General features: G+C 40.5%; 21 protein-coding genes. 4 read left to right on the top strand and 17 right to left on the bottom strand.

What is annotated here, in order from left to right; all coding sequences use genetic code 11:
- The first annotated feature begins 145 nt into the window (after positions 1–145).
- From udk to RM552_RS01070, 3 genes are read left to right on the top strand one after another with little or no spacing between them, the layout of a single operon-like run.
- The gene (gene udk, locus RM552_RS01080) at positions 146–787 is read left to right on the top strand and encodes a uridine kinase (protein WP_311366948.1); all 642 of its coding nucleotides are present in this window, start codon (positions 146–148) and stop codon (positions 785–787) included.
- On the top strand, positions 780–2012 hold the full coding sequence (locus RM552_RS01075) for a NupC/NupG family nucleoside CNT transporter (protein ID WP_311366947.1): 1233 nt from the start codon (positions 780–782) through the stop codon (positions 2010–2012). Before udk ends, RM552_RS01075 begins: the two co-directional genes overlap by 8 nt.
- Positions 2013–2037: 25 nt before the next feature.
- On the top strand, positions 2038–2877 hold the full coding sequence (locus RM552_RS01070; protein WP_311366946.1) for a 2OG-Fe(II) oxygenase family protein: 840 nt from the start codon (positions 2038–2040) through the stop codon (positions 2875–2877).
- Between the two features lie 2 nt (positions 2878–2879).
- Here RM552_RS01070 and RM552_RS01065 read toward each other — a convergent pair whose 3' ends face one another.
- Positions 2880–3959 carry a tetratricopeptide repeat protein gene (locus RM552_RS01065; RefSeq protein WP_311366945.1) on the bottom strand — a complete coding sequence of 360 codons (1080 nt, stop codon included), beginning with the start codon at positions 3957–3959 and terminating at the stop codon, positions 2880–2882.
- A gap of 43 nt (positions 3960–4002) precedes the next feature.
- On the opposite strand from RM552_RS01065, the gene RM552_RS01060 reads away from it, so the two are divergent.
- Complete coding sequence (locus RM552_RS01060; protein ID WP_311366944.1) at positions 4003–4173, top strand: hypothetical protein; 171 nt, start codon at positions 4003–4005, stop codon at positions 4171–4173.
- Positions 4174–4205: 32 nt separating this feature from the next.
- On the opposite strand, the gene RM552_RS01055 is transcribed toward RM552_RS01060, so the two are convergent.
- From RM552_RS01055 to phoR, 16 genes are all read right to left on the bottom strand, one after another.
- The gene (locus RM552_RS01055; RefSeq protein ID WP_311366943.1) at positions 4206–4862 is read right to left on the bottom strand and encodes a response regulator transcription factor; all 657 of its coding nucleotides are present in this window, start codon (positions 4860–4862) and stop codon (positions 4206–4208) included.
- A 149-nt stretch (positions 4863–5011) separates the two neighbouring features.
- Positions 5012–6955 (bottom strand): acetate--CoA ligase, encoded by a 1944-nt coding sequence (gene acs, locus RM552_RS01050; RefSeq protein WP_311366942.1) that lies wholly within the window; start codon positions 6953–6955, stop codon positions 5012–5014.
- A gap of 164 nt (positions 6956–7119) precedes the next feature.
- Positions 7120–8271, bottom strand: coding sequence for a Na/Pi symporter (locus tag RM552_RS01045; RefSeq protein WP_311366941.1), 1152 nt, complete (start codon positions 8269–8271; stop codon positions 7120–7122).
- 103 nt (positions 8272–8374) lie between these two features.
- Positions 8375–9427: an aldo/keto reductase gene (locus RM552_RS01040; protein WP_311366940.1), complete on the bottom strand. Its 1053-nt coding sequence runs from the start codon at positions 9425–9427 to the stop codon at positions 8375–8377.
- A 78-nt stretch (positions 9428–9505) separates the two neighbouring features.
- Entirely contained in the window at positions 9506–10093 is a 588-nt protein-coding gene (locus RM552_RS01035; RefSeq protein ID WP_311366939.1) for a lysophospholipid acyltransferase family protein, read from the bottom strand.
- A 127-nt stretch (positions 10094–10220) separates the two neighbouring features.
- Positions 10221–11573 (bottom strand): tetratricopeptide repeat protein, encoded by a 1353-nt coding sequence (locus tag RM552_RS01030; RefSeq protein ID WP_432277168.1) that lies wholly within the window; start codon positions 11571–11573, stop codon positions 10221–10223.
- Positions 11574–11585: 12 nt separating this feature from the next.
- Entirely contained in the window at positions 11586–12191 is a 606-nt protein-coding gene (locus RM552_RS01025; RefSeq protein ID WP_311366938.1) for an energy transducer TonB, read from the bottom strand.
- A gap of 4 nt (positions 12192–12195) precedes the next feature.
- A complete protein-coding gene (locus RM552_RS01020; RefSeq protein ID WP_311366937.1) occupies positions 12196–12603 on the bottom strand; it encodes an ExbD/TolR family protein in 408 nt (135 codons plus the stop codon).
- 42 nt (positions 12604–12645) lie between these two features.
- On the bottom strand, positions 12646–13173 hold the full coding sequence (locus RM552_RS01015) for a MotA/TolQ/ExbB proton channel family protein (RefSeq protein ID WP_311366936.1): 528 nt from the start codon (positions 13171–13173) through the stop codon (positions 12646–12648).
- Positions 13174–13205: 32 nt separating this feature from the next.
- On the bottom strand, positions 13206–14606 hold the full coding sequence (locus RM552_RS01010; protein ID WP_432277167.1) for a MotA/TolQ/ExbB proton channel family protein: 1401 nt from the start codon (positions 14604–14606) through the stop codon (positions 13206–13208).
- 22 nt (positions 14607–14628) lie between these two features.
- A complete protein-coding gene (locus RM552_RS01005; RefSeq protein ID WP_311366935.1) occupies positions 14629–15402 on the bottom strand; it encodes a DUF3450 domain-containing protein in 774 nt (257 codons plus the stop codon).
- Positions 15403–15608: 206 nt separating this feature from the next.
- Positions 15609–17426 (bottom strand): sensor domain-containing diguanylate cyclase, encoded by a 1818-nt coding sequence (locus RM552_RS01000; RefSeq protein ID WP_311366934.1) that lies wholly within the window; start codon positions 17424–17426, stop codon positions 15609–15611.
- A 245-nt stretch (positions 17427–17671) separates the two neighbouring features.
- Complete coding sequence (locus RM552_RS00995) at positions 17672–20326, bottom strand: TonB-dependent receptor domain-containing protein (RefSeq protein ID WP_311366933.1); 2655 nt, start codon at positions 20324–20326, stop codon at positions 17672–17674.
- Positions 20327–20398: 72 nt separating this feature from the next.
- On the bottom strand, positions 20399–23191 hold the full coding sequence (locus RM552_RS00990) for a hypothetical protein (protein WP_311366932.1): 2793 nt from the start codon (positions 23189–23191) through the stop codon (positions 20399–20401).
- Between the two features lie 142 nt (positions 23192–23333).
- Positions 23334–24335, bottom strand: coding sequence for a PstS family phosphate ABC transporter substrate-binding protein (locus RM552_RS00985; RefSeq protein ID WP_311366931.1), 1002 nt, complete (start codon positions 24333–24335; stop codon positions 23334–23336).
- Between the two features lies 1 nt (position 24336).
- Entirely contained in the window at positions 24337–25647 is a 1311-nt protein-coding gene (phoR, locus tag RM552_RS00980) for a phosphate regulon sensor histidine kinase PhoR (protein WP_311366930.1), read from the bottom strand.
- Between the last annotated feature and the right edge of the window lie 9 nt (positions 25648–25656).

Raw genomic sequence — 25656 nt, 5'->3', positions numbered from 1 at the left:
ATTGTCGGCTTATTTCTTTACAGTTTTATTACAGTTTTGTCATTTAACCAATTCTTAATATATTTTTTGTTTTGTAATGTTTTCAAAATGCCCCTAATATGTAGGGCAAATCAAAAATATAAAAGAATTCGCGTTACAACTTTTTATGCTTAAACCTATTATTCTTGCTATCTCCGGCGCTTCGGGTTCAGGTAAATCTTTGTTTACTCAGAACCTTACGCTCTCATTAGAAAAACATGAACAACTTGTGCTTGTATTGCAAGAGGACCATTATTATAAGTCTCAGGATCATATAGCAGTGGCGGATCGCGCAAAAACAAATTACGACCACCCTGATGCCTTTGAACATGATTTATTATTGCAACATTTGCAGGCTTTATGTAACAAGCAAAGTATAGACTATCCAAGCTATTGTTACAAAACTCACACCAGACTTCAAGAAACACAAAAAGTACAAGCAAAACCTATTATCATTATCGAAGGGATCATGCTGTTAACTCAAATCCAACTATTTGACTATTTTGATCTTAAAGTGTTTGTCGATACACCTTTGGATGTTTGTTTAATGCGTCGAATGTTAAGAGATACCCAGGAACGAGGCCGAACTTTAGATTCTGTTGCTCGTCAATATGAAAAGACCGTAAAGCCGATGTATCACAAGTTTATTCGACCAAGTAAAAACTTTGCCGATTTAATCGTACCCCATGGAGGCGAAAACTTTATCGCTGTGGATATTTTAGGGGCATACCTCCTTAACCAACAACACGGAAAAAAAAATAATGGTTAGTTTGATTGGCGTAATATTTATTTTAGCGCTTGGCTATGCTTGCAGTCGCTCCAGAAAAGACATCAATTGGCGCACAGTAGGAGGTGCTTTTGCGCTACAGGCGTCCATAGGAATATTTGTCTTGTATACCGATTTTGGCGTAGAGTTTTTAAACAATGTCACTGTTTTTGTGCAAAACATCATTGACTATAGTAAAGCTGGCATCATGTTTTTGCTAGGGCCAATATTGGGTGATCCTGCTTCAGGTAGTGAAAAATCACTTGGCTTTATTTTCGCCTTTAATGTGCTACCTGTTATTATTTTCTTTTCTTCGCTTATTTCAGTCTTATACCACCTAAAAATAATGAATGTCATTATTGCAGCGATTGGCGGCGGTCTGAAAAAACTACTGGGAACAAGTAACCCTGAATCCATGTCAGCAGCGGCGAACATTTTTGTTGGGCAAACTGAAGCACCTTTGGTGGTCAAGCCTTTTATTCCTAAGTTTACTCGCTCTGAGTTATTTGCGGTAATGGTAGGTGGATTGGCATCCGTTGCAGGCAGTATTATGGCTGGTTATTCAAGTTTAGGCGTTGAACTTAAATATTTATTGGCGGCTAGTTTTATGGCAGCGCCTGCGGGCTTAATGATGGCAAAATTATTCGAGCCTGAAACCGATACCCCAAACCAATCACTTGACGATATTAATAAAGACAAGCAAGAATATGCCAATATTTTTGATGCAGCGGCGAGCGGTGCCTCATCCGGATTAAAACTGGCGGTAAATGTTGGCGCAATGTTACTTGCATTTATTGCCCTTATAGCGATGTTAAATGGCATTATTGGATTTTTTGGTGGTTTAGTGGGACAAGAAGAGCTAACCATACAAATGATATTAGGTTACGTTTTCCAGCCAATAGCATGGATCATTGGTATACCTTGGAACGAAGCGCAATTGGCAGGAAGTTTTATTGGACAGAAGTTGGTCGTAAATGAATTCGTCGCTTATTTGGACTTTCTCAGTTACAAGGATCAACTAACTGAGAGTACTCAGGCAATCGTCACTTTTGCTCTTTGCGGCTTTGCTAATTTAAGCTCCATTGCGATACTGTTAGGCGGAATTGGCGCAATGGCGCCAAATAGGCGCACTGAAATTGCTAAATTAGGCCTTAAGGCGGTTATGGCTGCAACCTTAGCTAATCTAATGAGCGCTGCTTTAGCCGGCATATTTTTATCCATCGCGTAAAGTAAGAATTGTTTAGAGGAATATTATGAAACTAGTTGCAATTGATTATAAGTCACCAACAGCTGCTGAAGAGTTTGTTGAGTCTTTGCGTCAAACCGGCTTTGGTGTTTTGAAAAACCATCCTATCCAACAGAGTCAGGTTAGTTCGATATACCAAAGCTGGGAAGCATTTTTTAATTCTGAGCAGAAATCGGATTTTGTTTACCACAAAGGGACCCAAGATGGCTTTTTTCCACAATCCGTCTCCGAAGTTGCTAAAGGGTTTAAGAAAAAAGATATAAAAGAATATTACCATTATTATCCTTGGGGCCAATGTCCTACTGAACTTAAGGCACAGGCACAAAATTATTATGACGGCGCTCTTTCTTTAGCAATAGAATTATTAAATTGGATAGAAGAGTATTCACCTAGTGAAGTTAGCGTTCACTATAAACAAACACTATCATCTATGATTGCAGATAGTGATCAAACACTACTACGGATTTTACATTATCCACCTCTTCACGGAAACGAAGAATCGGATGCAATTAGAGCGGCTGCGCACGAAGATATTAACCTAATAACAATATTGCCGGCTGCTAATGAGCCAGGTCTGCAGGTCAAAAGTATGGAAGGAGAGTGGTTAGACGTGCCAAGTGATTTTGGTAATTTAATCGTTAATATAGGCGACATGCTACAAGAAGCATCTGGTCATTACTTCCCATCAACAACCCATAGGGTGGTTAACCCCGTGGGCAGTGATATGAGCAAAGCTCGCATTTCACTTCCGTTATTTTTACATCCAAGCCCAAACGTAGAATTGTCTGACAAGTATACTGCCAAGAGTTATCTAAACGAACGTTTAAAGGAACTTGGGGTGATTTAAGCTCAAGGGCTTGCGCTCAACAAAGCGTGCTTTGTTGCATAAAGCTCTGTTTGACTTATATTTTGGCTGTGTCTTATGGCTTTTTGTAAGCTCTGTTTAGTGCGCTTGGTATCTCCCATTGCCCAATGAGCACGGGCTAAGCCAAAATAAAACTCGCTATTTTTTTTCTTCAATTTTATTGCTTTTTTAAAATACGTAACAGCCTTGTCATACTGACCATTTTCTAGCGCTATCTCAGCCTTCATGGACTGATAATACGGGTTGCTCTCACGTTCATTTGCAAGCCGGAGCAGCATAGATTTAGCTTTGTTGTATTGCCCAAGTCGTTTATAAAGCTTTGCCATATTTTCTTTTGCTGAATTATATGACGGCTTTATTGAAAGCGCTTTTAAGTAGGCCTCTTGTGCTTGATGGTACAGGCCCTTTTTCACATACAAAACACCCAAGTTCAACCACGCTTCGGTACTATATTCATTGCTGTTTAAAGCCGCTTTAAAATACGCATATGCTTGGCTAAGTCTTTTATTCATCATTAACTCCGCCCCCTTATTGACGTAAAACAACGATACAACTTCAGATTTGCTCAAGGCTTGAACAGGAAAACTTTGACGGGTTTCTAAAGGTTGGAAGTCAATGATTGTGTCAGAATTGGAATTAATAATTAAATTTGAATTACTTTTCTTGACCCTTAAATTAACGTGGCCATTCAGAATAGTATTACCGTCTCTTCGAGTCCAATATTCAGGTATCATTATTTTTTGAAATCTCGAATCTAACCCCATTTTTTCAGCCATGGCGTAGGTCATAATGGTCAAAGACAAGCAGTTAGATATCCCTTGATGAAAAGTCTGTGTTGCCGTAGTGTTGGCATTGGCTGAATAATCCATAGCGAGCTGAGTGCGGCCAAAGATACCATCTACTAAGGCTTGTGCTTTTTCTCTATTAGTTTTCCCATGAGTACTAAGCTGCTTTACAAAATGTATCGCGTTTTCATCAAGAGCAAAAATTTGTTCAGGGCTTTCTACAAGTGTTTGCTGGTATTCTGGAAAATGTTCAGAATGGAATACGATTGGCTCATGCAATGTGTCGCTGGAACTCGCACAGGCGTGCAAAAAAAATATAACGATGTTTAGCAATAGGATTCGTTTAAGTAGTCTACAAATATCCTTCAACAAAAGCGAAGAAGAAAATATTCCTAATGTCGACCTTAGTATCGAAGATGGTGAACACTTAAAAAATGGCATGACTGTTTTCCTACCGCTTTTACTGCATATCTCATTAATACTGTACGCCTAAAAACGCTAACTCACAACTATGCACTATCGTTTTTAAAGTTCTTCATCCTTTGCTGGTGGTTCTAACTGTAATTCAGAAGCAATTAAAACGGCTTGTGTTCTATTGTTAATGCCTAGCTTTCTAAATATTGCCGTAACGTGTGCTTTTACAGTTGCTTCTGCAATATCCAAGTTAAAACCTATTTGTTTATTCAATAGGCCATCACGCATGTAACACAATACCTTATATTGAGAAGGCGTAAGACTTGCAACATCTTCGGCTAACTTACTGAAATTTTCATCGACATCTTTAATTTTTAAGCGCACCGATTCAGGCAACCAAACGTCCCCCTCTAACATTGCATCAATAGCCGAATGGATATCTTCTGCACTCGCCGTCTTGGGAATAAAGCCTGTTGCACCAAGCCCGACGATTTTAGATATTAAAGCAGCATCTTCAGTGCCAGATACCACCGCAATTGGAAGATCTGGAAATGTCTTTTGAATGTGTAAAAAACCAAATAAATCACTACTACCAGGCATATGTAAATCGAGTAAAAGCAAGTCAAATTCGGTTTTTTCTAAGGCCGACACAGTTGTGTTTAAATCGCCTGTTTCATGTATAGAAAGCGCTTGATACTTTAGTTTTAAGGCACCTTTTAAAGCATCTCTATACAAAGGATGATCGTCTGCTATGAGGAGTGAAAGCATTACTAGACCTTTTAGTTTTATCGTTATTTAAGTCAAATTTAGATGCGCACAATCATTCTGCACTCAGTTAAACTAGCTTAACAATTTAGCGTTAAATTTCAACATATTGAAAGCAAAAAAAGGCAAGCATTGTGCTTGCCTATATCATCTTAGCGATTCAAACGCTTATCAATAAGCGATTCTACAACGGTAGGATCAGCTAACGTAGAAGTGTCGCCCAATTGCTCATATTCATTCGCTGCAATTTTGCGTAGAATTCTTCGCATGATTTTCCCTGAACGGGTCTTGGGCAATCCATTTGTCCATTGTACTAAGTCAGGAGTGGCAATTGGACTGAGTTCTTTTCTTACCCATTTACGAATCTCAAGCGTCAATGCTTCATCAGCCACCACACCGTCATTTGGCGTCACATATACATATATTCCCTGCCCTTTAATATCGTGTGGATAACCTACTACTGCAGCCTCAGCAATAACGTTATGTGATACCAAAGCACTTTCGATTTCTGCGGTGCCTAAGCGATGCCCAGAAACATTTAAAACATCGTCAACACGTCCTGTTATCCAATAATAGTCATCAGTGTCTCTACGGGCGCCATCACCCGTAAAGTACACGTTTGGATAGGCTGAAAAATAAGTATCGATAAATCTTTTATGGTCACCATATACCGTTCTTGCTTGACTGGGCCAACTATCTTTTATGACTAAATTGCCCTCTGCGGCATCTTCAAGTTCATTGCCTTCAGCATCAAATAAAGCGGGTTGAATACCAAAGAAAGGTCGAGTTGCAGAGCCTGGTTTTAGGGCCGTCGCACATGGCATTGGGGCGATCATCATACCGCCAGTTTCAGTTTGCCACCAAGAATCAATGATAGGACAACGACTTTGACCAATGACTTTATGATACCATTGCCATGCTTCTGGATTGATTGGTTCACCTACTGAGCCTAAAATGCGTAAACTCGATAAATCGCAACCTTCCACAGGTTTCTCACCGTGGGCCATTAATGCTCTGATTGCGGTAGGCGCTGTGTATAGCGAATTAACACCATATTTTTCGACAACCTGTGCAATTCTTCTGATATCTGGATAAGTAGGCACGCCTTCAAAAAACACCTGAGTAGCGCCATTGGCTAGCGGACCATATGTCATATAACTATGACCAGTTATCCACCCAACATCAGCAGTGCACCAATAAATATCATCAGGCTTATAATCAAAAGCATATCTAAATGTTAGCGAGGTATATAATAGATACCCACCTGTTGTGTGCACAACACCTTTGGGTTGGCCTGTTGAACCTGAGGTATACAAAATAAATAGAGGATCTTCTGCGTCCATTACCTCTGGTTCACACTGACCTGAGCACTCGTCAGTTAATTCATGCCACCATACGTCGACATCATCATTCCAATTGACTTGTCCACCGGTGAGTTTATGCGTTAGCACAGCAGTAATACTGGGACAGGCATTATTTAATAGTGCTTCATCAACGTTAGCTTTCAGCGGTACGCTGCGTCCGGCTCTGCGCCCTTCGTCTGCAGTAATAACTACTTTAGCGTCACTGTTGTTAATTCTGTCAGCAATAGCATTGGGTGAAAAACCACCAAAAATAACAGAATGGACCGCGCCAATCCGAGCACATGCAAGCATAGCGTAAGCAGCATGAGGTACCATCGGCATATATATCGCCACCCTATCGCCCTTTTTAACGCCTAGTTTTTTCAAACCATTCGCTAACTTACATACTTCATAGTGCAATTGTTGATAAGTGACTTTTTCTGAATTTTCTGGCGAATCACCTTCCCAAAATATTGCTACTTTTTTTGCATGGTCTTTTAAATGACGATCAATACAGTTATAGCTAGCATTTAATTTTCCGTCTTCAAACCATCTAATGTCACATTTTTCAGGTGAAAAGTCTGTATTCTTAATAATGGTTGGTGTTTTGTACCAATCGAGTTCTTCGACCTGTTTTGCCCAAAATGCTTCAGGATTGTTTACTGACTCATCATACATGGCTTTGTATGTTTCTTCGCTTAAGTAAGTTCCTTGGGTTAACGACTCTGGTACTGGATAGATATTAGCACTCACGCTCATTCTCCATTCTTTTTTATTTAAATGTTAAGTTATAGTTAACAATAAACCTAATTCATTAAACAAAAATGCTACTTTGGTAGTAAAGACGACAAACAGAGTAATTAGTTTATAAAAAGTAGGGAGTTAGCGTGTATTTAGACCATGGTCGCAATAAGGTTTTATGATAAGAACAAAACCGCTGCAAGCGGTAATAAAAAGAATACGCCAATAATGTACATCAAACCATATACTTTTTGTTCAGCGACTTTTAGCGATAGTTGATAAGATAAACTGGGTGGCCATTCTCGCCAAAAAGCTAAACCATATATGACCAAAACGGCGAGTGTATTGTAACAAAAATGCACCAAAGCAATCTGTAAAGCCAGTGAGGCATTGGGACCGGTAATAGACAAGGCAGCAATTACCGCCGTAATACAAGTACCAATATTCGCTCCCAATGTAAAAGGGTATATTGAACGCGCCGTGACCACACCGGTCCCTACTAGTGGCACCATGAGCGAGGTTGTAGTTGAACTAGACTGCACCAAAACAGTCACTAATGTGCCTGATGAAATGCCCGAGATAGCGCCTTTTCCCAAGCTATTTTGAATAAGCTCCTTGGCACGCCCTACCATCAATGATTTCATTATTTTACCCATCCATGTAATGGATAAAATAATAAAAACCAAGCCCACCAAAATACGAGCGCTACCATCCCATACCGGTGGCAATTCTGTTGTGAGCATCTTTACCATATCAACTAACGGACCAGTTATCATTTTGATTGGATTGAACCCGCCAACATCAGTACCTCCGTCAAAGCTTAATAACACCACCATAGATGCACTTAGCTTTTCTAAAATACCAAACATAATTTCCAAAGGTAAAAATACCAATACGGCAAAAATATTGAAAAAATCATGGATAGTGGCCGCGTTAAAAGCCTTCTGAAACTCATTTTTATCGCCAATATGGCCAAGGCTAACAATTGTATTGGTTATGCTTGTACCTATATTTGCCCCCATCATCATTGGTACTGCAATACTTATAGGTAAACCACCCGCAACCATGGCAACGATGATAGAAGAAACGGTTGACGATGACTGTATTAGGGCCGTACAAACCATGCCAATAACTAAGCCAAGTATTGGATTGGAGGCAAATTCGAATAGTTCTTGTGCTTGCGCCTCTGTGGCAATTCTAAAACCACCACCAATAAGACTTACCGCCGTCAACATCAAAAATATTAAAGCTAACAAACATAACCAACGAAGCCACTTGGGCCAAGCATTAAAGGGATTAAAAGTTTGCTCTTGGTCTAACTTTGACATTCTACAACCTTCACTTACTGCTTCCATTTCATTCTATTCGCTTCACGTTGTACAGGCTTTAGATGAACCTTTTATGAACCTCTATGGTGAAAATATAGAAAACTTAAAAAGGGAGTCCATATTGTTTGAGTGTAGCTTCTATTTCTTGCAGACACTGCTTAGATAATTGAATATCAAACGCAGCAATATTTTCAGCAAGTTGCTCTTGATTAGTTGCACCAATTATTGTCGAAGTAACACCGTCGACTTGATCACACCATGCTAATGACATTTGTGTCGGTGAAATATCGTACTTTGATGCAATATCACAATAAGCTTTTGTAGCCGCTTCGCTCTGAGCGTTTAAACGAAAAAGTCCATTGCGTTGCATCAAAGTCCAACGCGAACCCTCAGGTCTTTTGCCGTTCAAATATTTGCCAGTTAACATACCAGTAGCCAGTGGTGACCATGGTAAATAAGCTATTTCTTCAAATACACACGATTCAATTAAATAAGGCCAGTCTTTGACATGCAATAGATTAAATTCGTTTTGAATAGAAACGGGCTTTGGAACATTTAATTCTTGGCAAAGTTTAAGATAGGTATGAATTCCCCAACAAGTATCATCTGACAAGCCCCAATGGCGTATTTTACCTGACTCAATCGCACTGCCGATCCCGGTAACAATGTCACGCATTCTATCCACTTCTTGTTCGACGTTTGTTTTACTGGGTTTTATATGGTTTATCCAATGCTTACCAAAATGTGGACTATTTCTGTTTGGCCAATGTAGCTGGTAAACATCAATATAATCTGTGTTGAGTCTTTGCAACGACCCTTCTATAGCGGTTTGAATAGTCGAACTACTTATCATGCTACTATCGCGAATATACTGAAAACCCGGCCCAGCAATCTTAGTCGCAATAATCAGCTTCTCACGCATATAAGGATGTCGAACTAACCAACTCCCAATGCAACGTTCAGTATCGCCTTGGGTTTCAGCATTTGGGGGAACTGGGTACATTTCTGCAGTATCGATAAAGTTGACGCCGGCATCGACTGCATAGGCAATTTGCGCATCAGCATCAGCTTGTGTATTTTGAATGCCCCATGTCATAGAGCCTAAACATACTCTAGAAACTGATAAGTCTGAACTCCCAAGTATAGAATACTGCATATATCCTCATTAAAAATTGCCAAATAAAAAATAGATACGCAAAATTATAGCTTTAGACACAAAAATATCTGAATAAGCCTAAGGGCTACTTTTAAATATCACATTTGCGGGGTATTTCGCGGGAATTTTTTCGAAATAAGCATAAACTTTTTGCATGTCTTGCTCAAAGTCACCGCTTGTTTCAATCAACTTTTGGATATCTACTTGCTTATTTTTAAAATCAAAACCAATCAGCAATACGGGCACCTTTGCCTTATGTGCAATCGCTAAAAACCCACTTTTCCATGGAAATATCGGCGAGCGTGTGCCCTCTGGCGCCAATGCGAGAATCATTTTTGGATGCTGATTAAACGCGTCAACAACCTGATCAACCACACCATGGGCAGAACGACGATCAACCGGAATACCCCCAATGCTGACTAAAAACTGTTTAAACGGCGTCACAAAAATACTATGTTTACCCAAAAAACTAATTTTTATTCGTAAAACAAAGAGTACCGCAACACCAAGGAAAAAATCCCAGTTGGAGGTATGGGGGCCAACGGCAATTACCATTTTTGGACAACTTGGCAATTGTCCGACTATTTTCCAACCACTTAATTTTAGCATAAACCTACCAAAGGCAGCGCTAATCGCATTGCCGCCTCTCGGAGGGTTAGTGTTCATTTCTGTCATTTAATAATTATCTAATAAAGCCATATTAACAAATATGATTTCTAACGGACGAACACTATAAGTAAAAGCATACATTTATGCTAGTGAAGTTTAACGTCGCAAGCTTGAGTCTCAAGCACTAAGGTGCAGAGTTAATTTCTTGGCGTAATTGAAACGTTGATTGTTCTTTTTCAACGTATTGCTTCCATTGTCTTGCCGCTGCTCTGCTTGATGCGAAGGTTTCGGCCAAAGACAACTGTTCAATCGCTTGTGGAAAGCGTTTTTTGTTATACAAAGACAAACCTAAAACCATGTGATTATCACCAGGACGAGTAATTTCACCTTTTTCGATTGCCTTGCTTGCGCTCTCGATTGCCTTGTCAAAGTCCTGCAGGTTGTAATGTAACAGCGCTATTTGCGCATCAAGATTCCCATCATCGGAAAGTTCAGCAGCTTGATACATGACTGGAATCGCTTTCTCATCTTCTTTTGCAAGTTGCCATGACTGAGACAGAAATTTCAAATTGCGAAGATTAGCATCTAACAAACCACTATCGATGGCTTGTTCCATTAAAAGTGCGCCTTTATATGGCACGCCGTGATAATAGTATAACTGCGCTAAATTGAAGGTATCGGCAGCTGAGGTGACAAATCCGCGTTGATAAGCAATCTCCATTGCCGCAAGTTGTTTCTTTTCTTGTTCTAACTCACCGTACATGCCAGCAAGTTGGATCCAGTACTTTGGCTCATCGTATAATCGGATTAACTTAATAATGATATCTTTGACTTTTTCGGGCTGCTTTAATTCAAAATACAAAGCTCTTTGTAATACAAGCCAGTTTTCATCAGGCAAGTATCCCTCTTCTTCGTGATTTTTAATCGCTGTCTCAATGTACCCTATAGCCGCTTGATACTGCTTATTTTGATACAATGCTTGCGCTTTTAAAATATTGTTTTGTGGAGGTATCACACCATCATTTAGGCGCTCCCAGCGCTCAAGATAATCGATTACTTGATCATAATTGCCCTGTGCCATACTTAACTGTGCCAAGCTAAACACAGTTGTTTTTTCAAAGCTAACAGGGATAGGTGTTTGTTCGATAGCGAGAGAAAATGACTCTATCGTTTTATCAAAATCTTCTTCTGCATAATAAATAAAACCGTAAAAGTTGAACATCATGGCTCGTTCATAGCTGTTCATGCTATTCATTTTGGCCTTGACGTCATCTAAAATAGTTATGGCTCCCGCTACATCGCCATTATCACCCAATTGTTGGGCTCGCGATAATTGGTCATATACTCTGGCGCGTAATGCTGGCGTTCGTCTGGTTTCCCTCTCACCCACACTTGTTTGTGTTTGAGCCTGAGCTTGATTAAGCATCATTAATGTGTCAGCGCTTAGCATTGTTGCCATACCGCACACACAAACAAAGCTGCGAAGTAAATAGTTGCCTAGTTTACGACTACGTTGAGATAATTCTTTGTTTATCATAAACAGACTCCTTTAGTTCAACTCAAAGGTAATTTTATTTTGCACACCGGCAACTGAAGTTGGCTCACCATTAATCACCCGGGGCTTGTATTTAAACTTCAGAACGGCATCAATTGCAGCTTGTTCGAAAATACCTTCTGGGTTAGCTTCAACCACAACGGGTTCGCGGACTGCACCGGTGGGCCCAACGGTAAACTCAACTACAACATAGCCTTGAATCCCGCGTTGCATAGCACGCCTAGGATAAACCGCTGCCACTTTAGTGATTGGCACATATTCGCCGTCACCAGATTCTAGCGCTAAACCACCACCAAGCGCGACTTCGTTACCTATGTCAGCGGCAAAATCAAGGCCACTGCCTTCGCCATCAGGTGCTGATGACTCCATTTGTGGCGGTGCCATTTCTGGCGGTGGCGCTTCTGGCTTGGGTGGCTTTTTAGGCTTACGGTCTACTTTCTCCACTTGTTCTTCGGGTTTTACTCTAACGAAGTCAAGTACGCTACCTTCAGGCGGGTCAGTTAAGGCGCTTCCGCCAGCTGCAATCAACGATTGCATCAAAAAAAACAAGCCTAAGGTAATTGCACCGGCGCCGGCGATAGCGATAAGAAATCTTAGCATGAGCTTACTCGTTGTTAGCCGCTATAGAGACATCCATCACACCTGCTGCTCTGGATGCATCCATGACCTTGATTAATACATCAGTGGTCGCTTTCTTGTCAGCCTGTATTACTACAGTGCCTTGGGGGTTTTCAGCATATAAGCGTTCAATGTTGGCTTGCACAGCTCTAACATCAACACGGCGTTTATTGATCCAAATCTCGCCTTTGTCGCTTATCGCGACCAAAATGCTTGCTCGATCTTTAGATACTGCTGTGGGTGCATCTGGGCGGTTAACATCAATACCCGCTTCCTTAACAAACGAAGCTGTCACAATAAAAAATATCAACATAATGAAGACCACATCAAGCATGGGGGTCATATCGATATTAGCTTCTTCTTCGTCTACCAAGTTTTGAAAATGTTGTTTCATAAAAAATCCTATATATTCCGACGTTGACTTCCACTAAGGAAGTTAAGCAATATCTTTTTGTAAGGGCATCGCTTCTTGCAAATGCAATTTTTCAGATTTTGACGTTCGCATAAGCCAAGTAGAGGCGAACACACCCGATAATGCCCCAACCATGCCTGCCATAGTCGGTATCGTCGCTTTTGATACCCCTGAGGCCATTGAACGTGCATTTCCTGAGCCAGAAATAGCCATGACATCGAATACTTCTATCATGCCGGTGACGGTTCCCATTAAACCTAACAATGGACATAAAGCAACCAAGGACTGAATAATCGGTATAGTGCCATTTAGTTGCATGCTTAAACGCGATATATACGCTTGTCTAATTTGCTCTGCATTCCAAGATTTACGCTCGTTTCGCGCCATCCACTTCGCAACTAAGTCATTTTTCAGTTTTTTATGTGTAAAGTTAATGTACACAATTCTTTCGAGTATCAACAGCCACATAAAAAAGATAAGGCACCCAATCACCAGCAATACATCGCCACCGGTTTCGGTAAAGTCTCTAATCGCCTCAAAAATCTCTGTCATAGTTAAGCCTCTATGTCATTTATAAATTGGCGTTAAGAAGATGATTTGCTGTTTATACTTTCAGCTCGTTCGGCAATTACGCCCGACGCTTGCTCTTGCAGTATATATACAATATTTTTACTACGCGTATTTAGCATGGCATAAAGTAAGGTGGTAGGAATCGCCACCACAAGCCCAAGCACTGTTGTAACAAGCGCTGTTGATATACCGCCTGCCATCATGCGAGGGTCGCCAGTACCGAATAAAGTGATCGCTTGGAAAGTTGTTATCATACCGGTAACTGTTCCTAATAAGCCCATCAATGGCGCCACTACAGAAATAATTTTAATGATAGTTAAAAAGCGACTCAGTTTAGGCACTTCCGCCAATATGGCTTCTGTCAAATGCAATTCTAAAGACTCTACATCAGCATGTGGATATTTTTTACGTACTTGTAAAATGCGACCAAGTGGATTGTTAGTTTTTACTTCGTCAGATTTAAGCTGTTTATTAACACCCATTTTTATGAATGTAAGACTAATAAGCCTCTCTAAAGCGAGTAATAAACCTATCGCACCCACGACAAGAATAATGTAACCAACTAGACCACCTTGCTCTACTCGTTCTTTTAAACTAGGAGCTTGCACTAACAGACCCAAAATTGACCCCCCAGTAGGGTCCAAACCGAAGCCAACAAGCTCACCCGAGGAGTTCTCAAGAGCAGAAACCGTATCTAAAAAGCGCGCCTGAGGCTGACGTTTCAATTCGAGCACAGTGTCAATTTCGCCTTTGTATTCTAAATATTTGCCGTCTGCGATAAGGGCAAAAGGACCGACTCTAGTGATTTCTTTACTGACCTTCTCACCATCTGCTTGGATAACCTCAGTAGTAAATTTAGTCACCTTACCAGCTTCTGTCATTTCACGCTGTATTTCAAACCAAACACGTTCAATCTCTTCAATTGAAGCCAGTTTAGAAGACTTACCCATGGATTGAGCCATATTGTCTAAAAACGCAGCTCTGCCAGGCAGTTGAGCCGAAATCACTGAATTTGAGAATTTGCTCTTGGTATCTCCAGCAACTTGTTGTAACACACCAAAAAGTTCCTTTAATGAACCCAAACGTGTGTCGAGGGCACCGCTCAAATCAGCAAGTTTGAATTCGTTTTCTTCAAATTCAGTTTCGAGTGTTTCTGATTGTCGTAACAATCCATCACGTCTTGCAACTGTTTCACGTAGTATCCGATCTTGCTCAGAACGTTTGGCGATAAAATCAGATTCTCTAGCTTTATTTTGCTGACTCTGCGAAAACTTACCTTCTTCTAATTGCTGCAAAAGCGCATCTAAATCTAAGGCACGTTCGTTTTCTTGTGACTGCAATGGCAAAGCAGTAAATATACCTATCACCGCGCTAACAAAGACTAATTTTTTGCTTATATTTTTCATCAATTTCATTTTGTTTATTCCTAGTCTTTAATTAGTCAGTAATCGCGACAGGCACGGTCAATAAATTAGGCGCAACTTGCTTTTTAGCAATACGCAAGCCTTTTTGTATCGAAGTACGATAGCTAGAATCTAGTTCATCCCATTGACGGGTCTGTTTATTCCATACGCCTTGCAATTGACCATCATTTGTTTGGTACAACAAAGCGGTTCTGCCAATGCGTAAAAATTCAACTGCTCGCTCTTGGCCATTAATTGGATGTAAACCTGTGTATGCTTCAATTGAACGTCCGTAGTCAAGCTCAACTTGGTACGCCTCCATTACCCGGCGGAATTTTTCAGAAGGGGCAACATCTGCTCTGTCCATCATGGCTTTTAAATCTGCAATACGAAAACTACGCTCTTCTTCCAAAAACGGTATATCAAGTGCAACAAACTGCTCCATCCCGTTTATCATATTTAGCATTAGCGGCGTGATTTGGCGTTCGATAACACTCACTTCATCTATTGAAGCGTTTAAATCACGCATTTCTTGTTCTTGGTTGCTTATTTGTTTACGAAGCTGACCGTTATATACTTCCAAGCCTTCGATTTCTTTTACTAGCACCTGATATTGCTGCAGCTTGCTATCAATTTGTTCAGTAATGCCATTGATAGTTTGCTGTGTTTTTTCAGCAGAATCATTTATTTCCTGAGCAGTTTGGCTAGCATTATCTAAAACCGTTTCTTCCTGTGCATTAGCAATATTGCAACTAACCAGCACCGCGCCTAACATCGAAGCTAACCTGAGTGAGCGTAAAACCTTCATAAACATTCCTGAGTGTTATTTGTCAAAAATTTGAACGTGGAGATAGTAGATATATTGTGTGACATTTTTATGACAAAACGCTCATAAAAAGCTTGTCGTAACAAATGTTTCACAAAATAAAAAGCCTAGAATGCTACACAATATTTAGTGAAAATTATCAAATATGAATGTTGAGCTAGTGTGAGGAATAAGGATTGGCTGGACGCCTAATTCTTGCTTAAGGCGACTTGATTTCGGCCTTCCATTTTTCCTTTGTATAATGCGTTATCGGACCTTTTTAAACACGACTCAATGTTTTCCTCGATACCACATTCGGCTACGCCTATTGTTACAGTAACCTTGTAAGCTATCAGCTCAGCTAGTTTTTCTTCAATTTCGCAACGCAATTTTTCAGCGATAAAGGCTGCACCTTGCAGGTTGGTATCCGTTGCCAACAAAACAAACTCTTCTCCTCCCCAACGGCCAAACTTATCTTGCTCACGAATAATTGCTTGGATGAGTTCACAAGCCTTTTTTAAAGTAAGGTCACCCACATCATGACCTAGAGAATCATTCACTGTTTTAAAATTATCAAAATCAATTAAAGCAATACAAAATGGTGTTCCCGAACGTTTTTGTACTGCTTTTGCTTGCTCTAGAAAAACAGAAATACCACGCCTATTGTATGCACTTGTCAAAGCGTCTTCATTTGCTAAAAGTTCTAATTTACGATTAAGGTTTTCCAATTCTTCCGTTCGTTCTTCGACTTGTTTTTCAAGTGAATTGGAAAACTGCTGCAGCTCATTATTTTGTTGCTCTAACACTCGATTCAATTTTTTATTGTTGGTACTCGCTAAAATGAAATCCGCATAAGTAATGTAGTTCTGACACATCACAAAAGCCACTAAGCCTAAACTAACAAGGGGAACAGTATTGATCCAACCAAGGCTCAAAAAAATGTCATGGATTGATAGGCAGGCTAAAATCAAGCTGCCAATAAAAAGCGTTCCTGCATTGCGTTTTTTTAAGTAAATGGCCTTGATTAAGCCAAATATCAAATAGACGATAATACCCATTATTAAAAACTGAAAATAAGGCAACTTATTACTAAAAACATGAATTGGGGCTAAACCAATAAAAAGACTAAAACCCACTGTGATAGCAACAATCATGTATATTGCTATTTTGTTATACACATTTTTAAAAGACAGATAAAAATACATTATCAAAAGAGGAGCTAAACCAGTAAATGACAGAAAGTTTGTGCGAATATTAATCAAAAAGTTCGAGTCAAATATGTTTACATAATGCAACAGGTTGTTAATCTCTGCTTCACGTATACCAAAGCCAATACTTATCATCGCGATGATTAGAGGAAGAATGTTTCTTATGCGTAAGGAAAATAGCAATAAATTAAACAATGAAATGGTAAAGAATATAGCAACGATAAACGACGTTTTTAATGTTTCACGAACCAACTTTTCCTGGAGCTGATCATGCGTGCCAAGCTCTAGTGCGTTCCACGAGCCACCCCAATAGTAGTCATAATTTGATATTTGCAAGAGCAGTTTAAATACTTGCCCATCGGGTTTGAATGCATATGTACCTGGTGAATATTTTGAAACATGTCGTTCTGCATTGTTTGCCACCTGACCGCCAGAAGCAATCAAGTTTTCATTCACATAAAGCCTATAAGCACTGCCAATATTAGGCACTCTAATAGCTAAATGTTCATAGTTTTTTGGCAAAGACACCTCAACAACGTATGTCGCAAAACCATTATGATCAAGGGTTTTTCCTTGGTGATTCTTTCCTCGCCAAATTCCAGGAAATTCAACTTGGGTCGGTGTATCTTCCTGAAGGCCAAGTTCATCAAAAGTTAACAGCTTTTGCCAATAAAAATCCCATGAGCCAGACAATTTTATTGGTTGGCGTTGAGTAATATCGGTCCCAGTCAGATCTAATTTACCTTCAGATACCTTAGGCACCTCAGACGCCTGTTGGTCTGCACTAAGCAAGGTAAAAACAGTCACCAAGATAGACATTAATATCGCAAACAAAACAAGAATAGAGAGCGCCGAAAAAGTCGCTCTTACATCAATAGGTGGGGTAGTTCCGGCTATATTAGGTTTAATGTTTCACTCAAATAACTCTGTCGCTTATTCCCCCAATATCGGCGTAATGTAGCGAATACTTGAATAAATTGAATGTTTTTATTAATAGAAACATTTCCGTCTTGTGTTGAATATTAATTTAACTCAAACACAAGACGAAAATCGACATATGACTATTAATAGAAATCGTACTTGTAGCTGAGACTCAAGCCTCTGCCACGCGTTTCAGAACGCAGTAATACTCCTTCAAATTCAAGTTCTTTATCTTGATCTAACAGATTCTGAACTTTAAACGTAATGGTTGTATTAAAGTTAGGATAATATTTGTAAACCGTATCCAAAGAATGGAAAGGGGTTTCAAAGCTATCATCAAAACCATCTATACCGGGTATCAAAATACGATCGCCAAACACGTTGTATACCAATGACGCAGAATGTTCACCATTTACCGAGTCATAACCCATTTGTAAATTTGCCACAAACTGCGAGTGACCTGTTAATCGCCTTTTGATATTTGTAATGGCTGCCGAAACACCTGTTTGGTCAACAATGCTTTGTCTGTCTAACTCAATCTCAGAATCACTCACAGTCAAGTTACCTGACAAAAACAAATTCTCCCAAATACCGTCACCTACAAAGCTTAAGTCCTGCAAAAACTCCAGTTCAACCCCATAAACCACGCCAGACTCAGCATTAGCAATCCTGATCAATGGTGGACCATCTTGCGCAGGCGATTGTACAGATTCAATAGGATCTTCCATATCTTTATAGAATAAACCTATGGACAAATTGTTGCCTAGTTCTCGATACCATTCCCAACGCAGGTCATAGTTGATGATAGATGTAGTACGAACACCTGGTGTACCCGCAATAGGGAACTCAGTTAATGGGTCAATAAAGGTCGCTGAACTCACTTCACGTAAGTCGGGACGCACTACTGTTTGCCCAATACTAGCTCTAAATTGCATGCTATCATCTTTAATATAGGTAACTGCAAAAGCTGGGTAAAAATCATCTTCTTGAAAGGCCAGTTCCGACCGGTCAGCATCGTCAGCTAAATCAAACTGATTAGTGCGTGGGTCGAGTGGCGCAACAACTTGTCTAAAATCTTCCCATCTAAAGCCACCAGAAAAACGCCACTTATTTTTATAGAAAAAATCACCCTCTATGTAATAAGCATCGATTTTTTGTCCAGCAACATAATCATCACCGGCAATTGTAGTGTCTCTAATAATGGGTGCCGAATTAAATGCCGCAGAATTTAACACATCGTTACTCAAGATATCGCCAAAAGAATTTCCGATAAGTAATGATGAATCAGCAATTGCACGGGTATTAATATCGAACCGACGGTTTTCAGCAGTTCTTGATTTTGTTACAAAATCTGCACCGTACTTAAATTCCATTTCCCAGTTTTCACTGCTAACAGGGTAAGTAAAGTTGTAGCCCGAGTTCTCAAGTCGATCATTTAGGGTTTGGAAAGAATATCGACCCGCTGTAGGTGCGTTAATCAAACTAATTTCATTGACTTCGTCAAAAATATCATCCTGATTAGCATCTTCAATAATGAAACGAGCTTCCATGTTTCCAGGCGCATTTCGTAAAGAACGACCCACCGAAACACGCCAATCAAAGCCCAAAAAGTTGAGCTCAGGAAAGGTGTGCTTGCCGCGTACTTGATTAGTAAACAAGCGACGTTCTTCATATTCAGTCACAATATCGCGAATTCTTATGCCTTCCGCTTGACTAAGGTTCTCAGTGTTACCAAACTGCGTACGAATTTCGTCGCGAGTATCGTTTAACACAATTAACGAGTAATCAATTTGATGGTTACGATTGTAGTCAATACCCAGATTAAACAAATGAGACCACTGCACCGTGCGCTCAGTTGCGCTTATATCATCAAAAAAACGTACATTGATAATATCGTCACCAACACGGTCAGCCTGCTGTAATTCGTATTGCTGAGAAACTTCCGTAGACGCTTTATAACCAGCCGTCGCCAAAAATCCTACTCGCCACTTTCTGTCATCATCTAGGTCGAAACTATTACCAAGAGTAAGGTTAAAGCTTCCGTCAGGTCCTATTGACTCTTCGAAAGGGTCATAATCGCGTTTTACCTGCGAAAGTAACCCCACCGCAACATCTTGTTCTAAATTATCCAAAAAGTTTTTACTGGCCCAACGCTGTGCGATAGCATCGGGAGCCGCCCTTGAACCATCGTCCTGACCACGCCAGTCATCACCACCGCCATTGTAGTCCAAGCCATTGCTGCCATTTTCGGTGTTATAGCCTGTTCCTACTGAAGCATTGAACACTAATTGAGCCGGGATAGACTTCAATCGAATGTCAACGTTACCACCACCAAAAGAAGCTGGCATAGAAGGCGAATAAGACTTCTGTACTGACAAACTTTCAATGATATCTGCCGGAAACAAATCCAAGGGTATAACATTTCGAGTTGGGTCAGGGCTAGGAACACTTGCAGAGTTTAACGCAGTACTTGAATACCGCTCACCCAAGCCTCTTACGTAAATAAACTTGCCGTCGACTAAGGTTAAACCTGTTACCCTTCTTAGCGCAGATGCAGCATCTGAATCGCCCGTCCTGGATATTTGCTCTGCACCCAAAATATCGGCAACAAAAGCTTGGTTCTTACGTTCCTCAATCACCGCTGTTGCGGTTCCTTTCAACCTTGTTCCGGTTGTTACAACCTCTTCAATCGCATCATCCTCTGACTGCTGGGCAATTGCTTGCCCAGTATTTGTCAGCGCGGTCATTACTATCAAAGACACCGCAGATAACATGAACCTCTTGTTAGGTTTACACATGTTTGACCTCTTTTCCCGCATTAGACTGTCTAATTTAACTATCTCGTTTTGCATACTATTACTGGCTTAGTATTATTCTAAGCCAACAGTCCAATCTGCAGTCCAGTCGTTATCAGCGTCTTTTACTGCGCCTATAAAGTCAACTGACATAAAGAAAGAATCAACAGTTGTAACATCAGTCGGTGTTGTAGCGTCTATTGTATAAATGCCGTTTAATACCGCTGCTTGATTAGCCGCAAAGCTGTTACCAGTTTGTCCAGTAAACCAAGCTGTTTGGTCAAAGGTACCAGAATCTTTAATTGCTTCATCACACGCAATTACTGATGATTCGAATATCAAGCGTGTATCTGCAGTGCTCGCCATGTTCGCTTCAAGAGTAGTGTCGCCATCGCTCAAATCAGCCTCAAAACACTCACCCATACCGCTAGGACCTGTTACTACAAAATTATAAAGTTTTGCATTTGTTTGGTCACGTAACAACACACCTTCAGAATCAGCGTCACTTGTATCAAATGTATTGCCAATAATCGTCATGTTAGAAATCATTGGGTCTGAGAAGTCAGGACCTGTGCCGCCGTCACCGTCACCCTCGATACCACGGTTTGCATCTGAGTTGTCGTCAGCATGTTTAACTAACACATACTGCATTTTACCTTGATAACCATTATCCCAGTCAACAGAGTCATCTTGAATACCAGTAAGTACAAGGTATCTAGCATTAACAAATCCACCAAAGAATTCTACACCGTCGTCTGCATTTTTATGCACTTGTAAATATTCAACAGTTGTTGCTGAACCTACACCGCCAAACGTGATGCCATTTAGCTCATTATCTGGTGCAATTTCAAATCCACCGTGCATAACGCGGACGTAACGCAAAGTACCTGAATTATCGTCGTTCGTGCTACCACCAAATACTGCACCTTCTTGCGCGCCTTCAACCTGCAACGCACATGCTGTACCGTCAGTTGGACATTTCGAAGAGTAAGCATTACCTAAGATGATCATACCACCCCACTGGCCTGCTTCTCCGTTAGCTAAGCCATCTACTAAACCGTTTGCTGCGTGCTCACGTGAAGTAAAAGTAATTGGGCTATCAGCCGTACCATCAGCTACAATTTGAGAGCCACGACTAACAACCAAGTAATCGTTACCAGAAGCACCATAAACAACAGTACCAGGGTCAACCGTTAGTGTCGCACTGTCAGTGTTATCGCCACCCACAAACACCGCACCTGAAAGTGCATAAATGTTATTGTTAGTTAAGCGCAAATCAGAAGTAATACGACCTGAAACTTCACAAGTATTAGTGTTACCGTCTACTGCTGCAATAGTAGTAGTTCCTGCAGGACAACCTGAGGCACTTTGCACTACTTCTATAGTTCCACCGCCAAACCCAAAGGCCCAGCCGTCGCGCCAGTCAGTATCACCAACAGCACCCACAAACTCACTTGCAGTAAAGAAAGAATCTAGCGTCGAAGGATTGCCACCGCCAGTACGTAGTGCACTCTCAGATGTCAACGTGCCGTCTTGGTTAAGGCCAAGTTGAGCACGGTCTTCAAACGCTAACAGGGTATTACCCGTTTGAGTTGTAGTGAACCAAGTGTTCAAATCAACACTGCCATCTTCAACTTTAAACGCTTCAGAGCAAGCAATATACGAGTTAGTAATTGCAATGTCGCCATCACTTAAGTTGCCTTGTACTGTATCGTCGGTATCCATTTCAAGACATTCGCCCATCCCTGCAGACCCAGTAATCAGCATATTCATGATAATAGCACCAGTTTGGTCGCGCAATAACACACCTTCTGAATCAGCATCAGAAGTGTCAAAGTCATTCCCGATTATACTGATGTTTGCCACCATAGGTTTTGAAAATGCATCACCATCTCCGCCGTCACCATCACCTTCAATACCGCGGTTGGCGTCAGAATTATCAGCAGCATGCTCTACGTATACATATTGCAAACGCCCATTGTAACCATTATCCCAATCAACCGAGTCATCTTGAATGTTAGTTAACACTAAATGCTTGGCATTAACTGAACCACCAAAAAATTCCACACCGTCATCTGCGTTAGCATGCACTTGAACGTAATCTACCTCTGTACCAGAACCAACACCGCCAAAAGTAATACCGTTAAGTTCATTATCTGGTGCAATCTCAAAACCAGCGTACTTAACCACTAAATAACGTAGGCTTCCAGAACTGTCTGCGCTGTCTGTACCACCAAATACAGCACCTTCTTCAACACCTTCGACTTGAAGCGCACATGAAGAACCATCTTGAGGGCATTTGGTAGAAGGCGCATTACCTAAGATAACCATACCACCCCATTGACCAGCACCTACTTCATCACCTAAAACATCATTCAAAGAGGTCATGATAACTGGGCTAGCTGCCGTTCCGTTTACGTCAATTTCCGAATCACGACTCACTACTAGATAATCACCACCGGTTCTACCTAAGATGATTGTACCTTCTTCAATTCTTAGCGTGACACTGTCGGCCTTATCGTTACCAACAAACACTGGACCTTCAAGCGCCCAAACCGTGTCATTAGTTAATTCAATCACACCATTTGTTGCATCAGCGTCGGTTAATCGACCACTGATTGTGCGCACTTCAATAGTTTGTCCTAACGCTGTGCTAACTTCTCCACTCAAGAAACTATTCGTTTGTCCTGGTTTAGTATCATCAGGTGTTGTTGGCGTAGTTGGCGTATCGCCTCCACCATTATTATTAGTAGTAACAGACGAATTATCGACGATATCGCCTTCGGAAATATTTATATCGCCGCCACACGCCGCCAAGACAATGGCTGAAGCTATTGCTGAGGCCTTAAAAAATCGGTTGAGTTTCATGTTTGACTCCAAGTTAGAAAATGCACAAATACATAAAAGTGGCAAAAGAATAACTCAGCTAAATGACAGAATTGTTACAAGGGAAAGATGTCATAAAACTTTAACAATTAAATGCTATCCCATTGTTTTTATTGATTTTAATTTATTTATGAGATGTTAAAGACTTCATGCTAAAGCGAGTCAATTGTCGCTTAATCATAGGCTTAGAGACTGAAAAATAGCCATTGTTATCCACAATCGCTTGTCCCTCATCAGACAATACAAAACGTAGGAAGGTTTGTTCTAATGTAGCTAAGCGTTTATTCGGTGCTTGGTTAACAATAATATACAGGAATCTTGTAAAGGGATATTTACCTTGTCTTAAGTTATCTGGAGTTGGGGCATAAAACTCCCCATCTGTGCCAGCTAAGGCCAAGGTTTTCACATTGTTACTCTGGTAACCTAAGGCTGCATAACCTAAGCCACCGATACTAGATGCTACTGATTGAACAACAGACGAAGATGACGGCATTTCATTAACAGAGCGCAAAAAGTCACCCTCACAAAGTGCTTTTTGTTTGAATAAATCATAAGTGCCAGAGGCAGAGTTTCGACCAAATAACTGAATAGTTTGCTTGCTACCAAATTTGTCAATATTAAGTTGTTGCCAATGTGTAATTGCTGTGTGATATCCACAAATCCGCGTAATTGAAAATAAAGCGTCAACTTGTTGCAGCGTTAGTATTTCAATTGGATTATTCCGCTCGGCATAAATAGCAATTGCGTCGATGGCGACAACTAGGGTTGTGGGCGGGTAGCCGTGAACATCGGTAAAATTGGAGATTTCTTGGTTGCTTAGTATTCTCGACATCGGACCAATACTAGCACTGCCTTGAGTCAATGCTTGACTTGCTGTAGCAGAGCCACTCGCTTGAATTTGAAAATTAACATGTGGATATATTTCTTGAAATCGCTGTGCCCAAATCGATATCAAACCCGCCAAGGTGTCAGAACCCACCGAGGTAATGGTACCGTATACACCTGGCGTAGAGTGGTAAGGATACTCTTTCTCTGGGACATTTGCGTTGGCGTTGGTGTTAAGTGTTTGTGCAGCAAATGCTTCATAAGCGCATACATAAATTAATATTGCCAACAAAATACGCATGTTAATCATCCCATTCGTCGGCAATTAATTCTTGTGGTAATAAAAATGAAAACTCACTACCTTTGCCTACCACACTGTTTACATCCAGTACGGCGTTATGATGGTGCAAGACATGTTTTACAATCGACAGACCTAGACCAGAACCTCCGGTTTTGCGCGAACGTGCTTTGTCTATGCGGTAAAAACGTTCAGTTAGCCGTCTTAAATGCTTGTCTTCTATGCCATCACCATTATCCTTGACGCCAAAATAAGCACCATTCGCTCTGCGTTTCCAAATAAGCTCAATTTTCCCATTAGGCGGCGTGTAATGAATCGCGTTAAAAATTAGATTTGAACAAGCACTGCGCAGCTCTGTCTCTACACCATAAACACTCAAGTCTTCATCAATATTGAATTTTATTTTATGGCCTTTGTCTTTATTCAATGCCTCAGCTTCAAGCTTTATCTGCATAAACATAGCTGGCATATCAACGATTTTTTCAAATATGCGCTCATTTGACGATTCAATTCGTGACAAAATTAATAAGTCTTCGATTAAAACTTGCATGCGCTGAGTTTGTGACCCCATTTCTGCCAAGGCCTTTTTTAAGATTGGATCACTTGAATCGTCTTTTACTTCTAATACTTCGAGATAGCCATTGATTACTGTTAATGGGGTTTTTAGTTCATGGGAAACATTAGCAACAAAATCTTTACGCATTTCTTCTAGTTGAGATACACGAGATATATCTCTAATGATTAACAATAGTTGATCTTGTCCATACTCCATTATCCTATATTCAAATATTTTATTAGGATTAGTTGGAGCTGGCACTTCTATCGGATATTGATAATCCCCTTGATGCAAAAAATCGACAAAACTTGGATGACGAATTAAATTATCGATTCGTCTACCATTATCTTCGGGCCAATGTAAGCCAAGTTCAATTCTAGCATTACGATTACACCAAACTATACGGGCTTCGTTATCAATAATTACTACCGCATCAGGTAAGGCTTCTGAACCTTCTCTAAAGCGTTTTATTAACTCGCCTAAACTTTTACGTTTGCTGCGATTTCTTCGTTGCAGGTGATAAACACCTTCATAAATATGATGCCAAATTCCTGGCGCACTTGGCGGTGATAAACTTCGACTTTGCCATAACCATCGGGTAAGCCTGTATAAATGAAAATAGTTTGATATCAATAGAGCCGACAGCGCTAATATCAATGCTAAAAGCAGTTGGTCAAAAACTAGACCCAAAGCCACAGTCATTGCTACAAAAAAGCAAAAACGTATCAACGAACGCGTCCATGACTGCGGGTAATACATAAAACTATA

The organism is Glaciecola petra (genome assembly GCF_031846345.1).
Taxonomy (GTDB): Bacteria; Pseudomonadota; Gammaproteobacteria; order Enterobacterales; family Alteromonadaceae; genus Glaciecola; species Glaciecola petra.
Note: the sequence above shows the minus strand (reverse complement) of the source record. Positions and strands in the feature narration are given on the sequence as shown.

What these genes read in the sequence shown, in the direction of transcription:
- udk (WP_311366948.1), top strand. Translation starts at nt 146, where the DNA reads ATGCTTAAACCTATTATTCTTGCTATCTCCGGCGCTTCGGGTTCAGGT.
- RM552_RS01075 (WP_311366947.1), top strand. Translation starts at nt 780, where the DNA reads ATGGTTAGTTTGATTGGCGTAATATTTATTTTAGCGCTTGGCTATGCT.
- RM552_RS01070 (WP_311366946.1), top strand. Translation starts at nt 2,038, where the DNA reads ATGAAACTAGTTGCAATTGATTATAAGTCACCAACAGCTGCTGAAGAG.
- RM552_RS01060 (WP_311366944.1), top strand. Translation starts at nt 4,003, where the DNA reads ATGTTTAGCAATAGGATTCGTTTAAGTAGTCTACAAATATCCTTCAAC.
- RM552_RS01055 (WP_311366943.1), bottom strand. Translation starts at nt 4,862, where the DNA reads ATGCTTTCACTCCTCATAGCAGACGATCATCCTTTGTATAGAGATGCT.
- RM552_RS01045 (WP_311366941.1), bottom strand. Translation starts at nt 8,271, where the DNA reads ATGTCAAAGTTAGACCAAGAGCAAACTTTTAATCCCTTTAATGCTTGG.
- RM552_RS01040 (WP_311366940.1), bottom strand. Translation starts at nt 9,427, where the DNA reads ATGCAGTATTCTATACTTGGGAGTTCAGACTTATCAGTTTCTAGAGTA.
- RM552_RS01035 (WP_311366939.1), bottom strand. Translation starts at nt 10,093, where the DNA reads ATGAACACTAACCCTCCGAGAGGCGGCAATGCGATTAGCGCTGCCTTT.
- RM552_RS01030 (WP_432277168.1), bottom strand. Translation starts at nt 11,573, where the DNA reads ATGATAAACAAAGAATTATCTCAACGTAGTCGTAAACTAGGCAACTAT.
- RM552_RS01025 (WP_311366938.1), bottom strand. Translation starts at nt 12,191, where the DNA reads ATGCTAAGATTTCTTATCGCTATCGCCGGCGCCGGTGCAATTACCTTA.
- RM552_RS01020 (WP_311366937.1), bottom strand. Translation starts at nt 12,603, where the DNA reads ATGAAACAACATTTTCAAAACTTGGTAGACGAAGAAGAAGCTAATATC.
- RM552_RS01015 (WP_311366936.1), bottom strand. Translation starts at nt 13,173, where the DNA reads ATGACAGAGATTTTTGAGGCGATTAGAGACTTTACCGAAACCGGTGGC.
- RM552_RS01010 (WP_432277167.1), bottom strand. Translation starts at nt 14,606, where the DNA reads ATGAAATTGATGAAAAATATAAGCAAAAAATTAGTCTTTGTTAGCGCG.
- RM552_RS01005 (WP_311366935.1), bottom strand. Translation starts at nt 15,402, where the DNA reads ATGAAGGTTTTACGCTCACTCAGGTTAGCTTCGATGTTAGGCGCGGTG.
- RM552_RS01000 (WP_311366934.1), bottom strand. Translation starts at nt 17,426, where the DNA reads ATGTCTATCTTGGTGACTGTTTTTACCTTGCTTAGTGCAGACCAACAG.
- RM552_RS00995 (WP_311366933.1), bottom strand. Translation starts at nt 20,326, where the DNA reads ATGTGTAAACCTAACAAGAGGTTCATGTTATCTGCGGTGTCTTTGATA.
- RM552_RS00990 (WP_311366932.1), bottom strand. Translation starts at nt 23,191, where the DNA reads ATGAAACTCAACCGATTTTTTAAGGCCTCAGCAATAGCTTCAGCCATT.
- RM552_RS00985 (WP_311366931.1), bottom strand. Translation starts at nt 24,335, where the DNA reads ATGCGTATTTTGTTGGCAATATTAATTTATGTATGCGCTTATGAAGCA.
- phoR (WP_311366930.1), bottom strand. Translation starts at nt 25,647, where the DNA reads ATGTATTACCCGCAGTCATGGACGCGTTCGTTGATACGTTTTTGCTTT.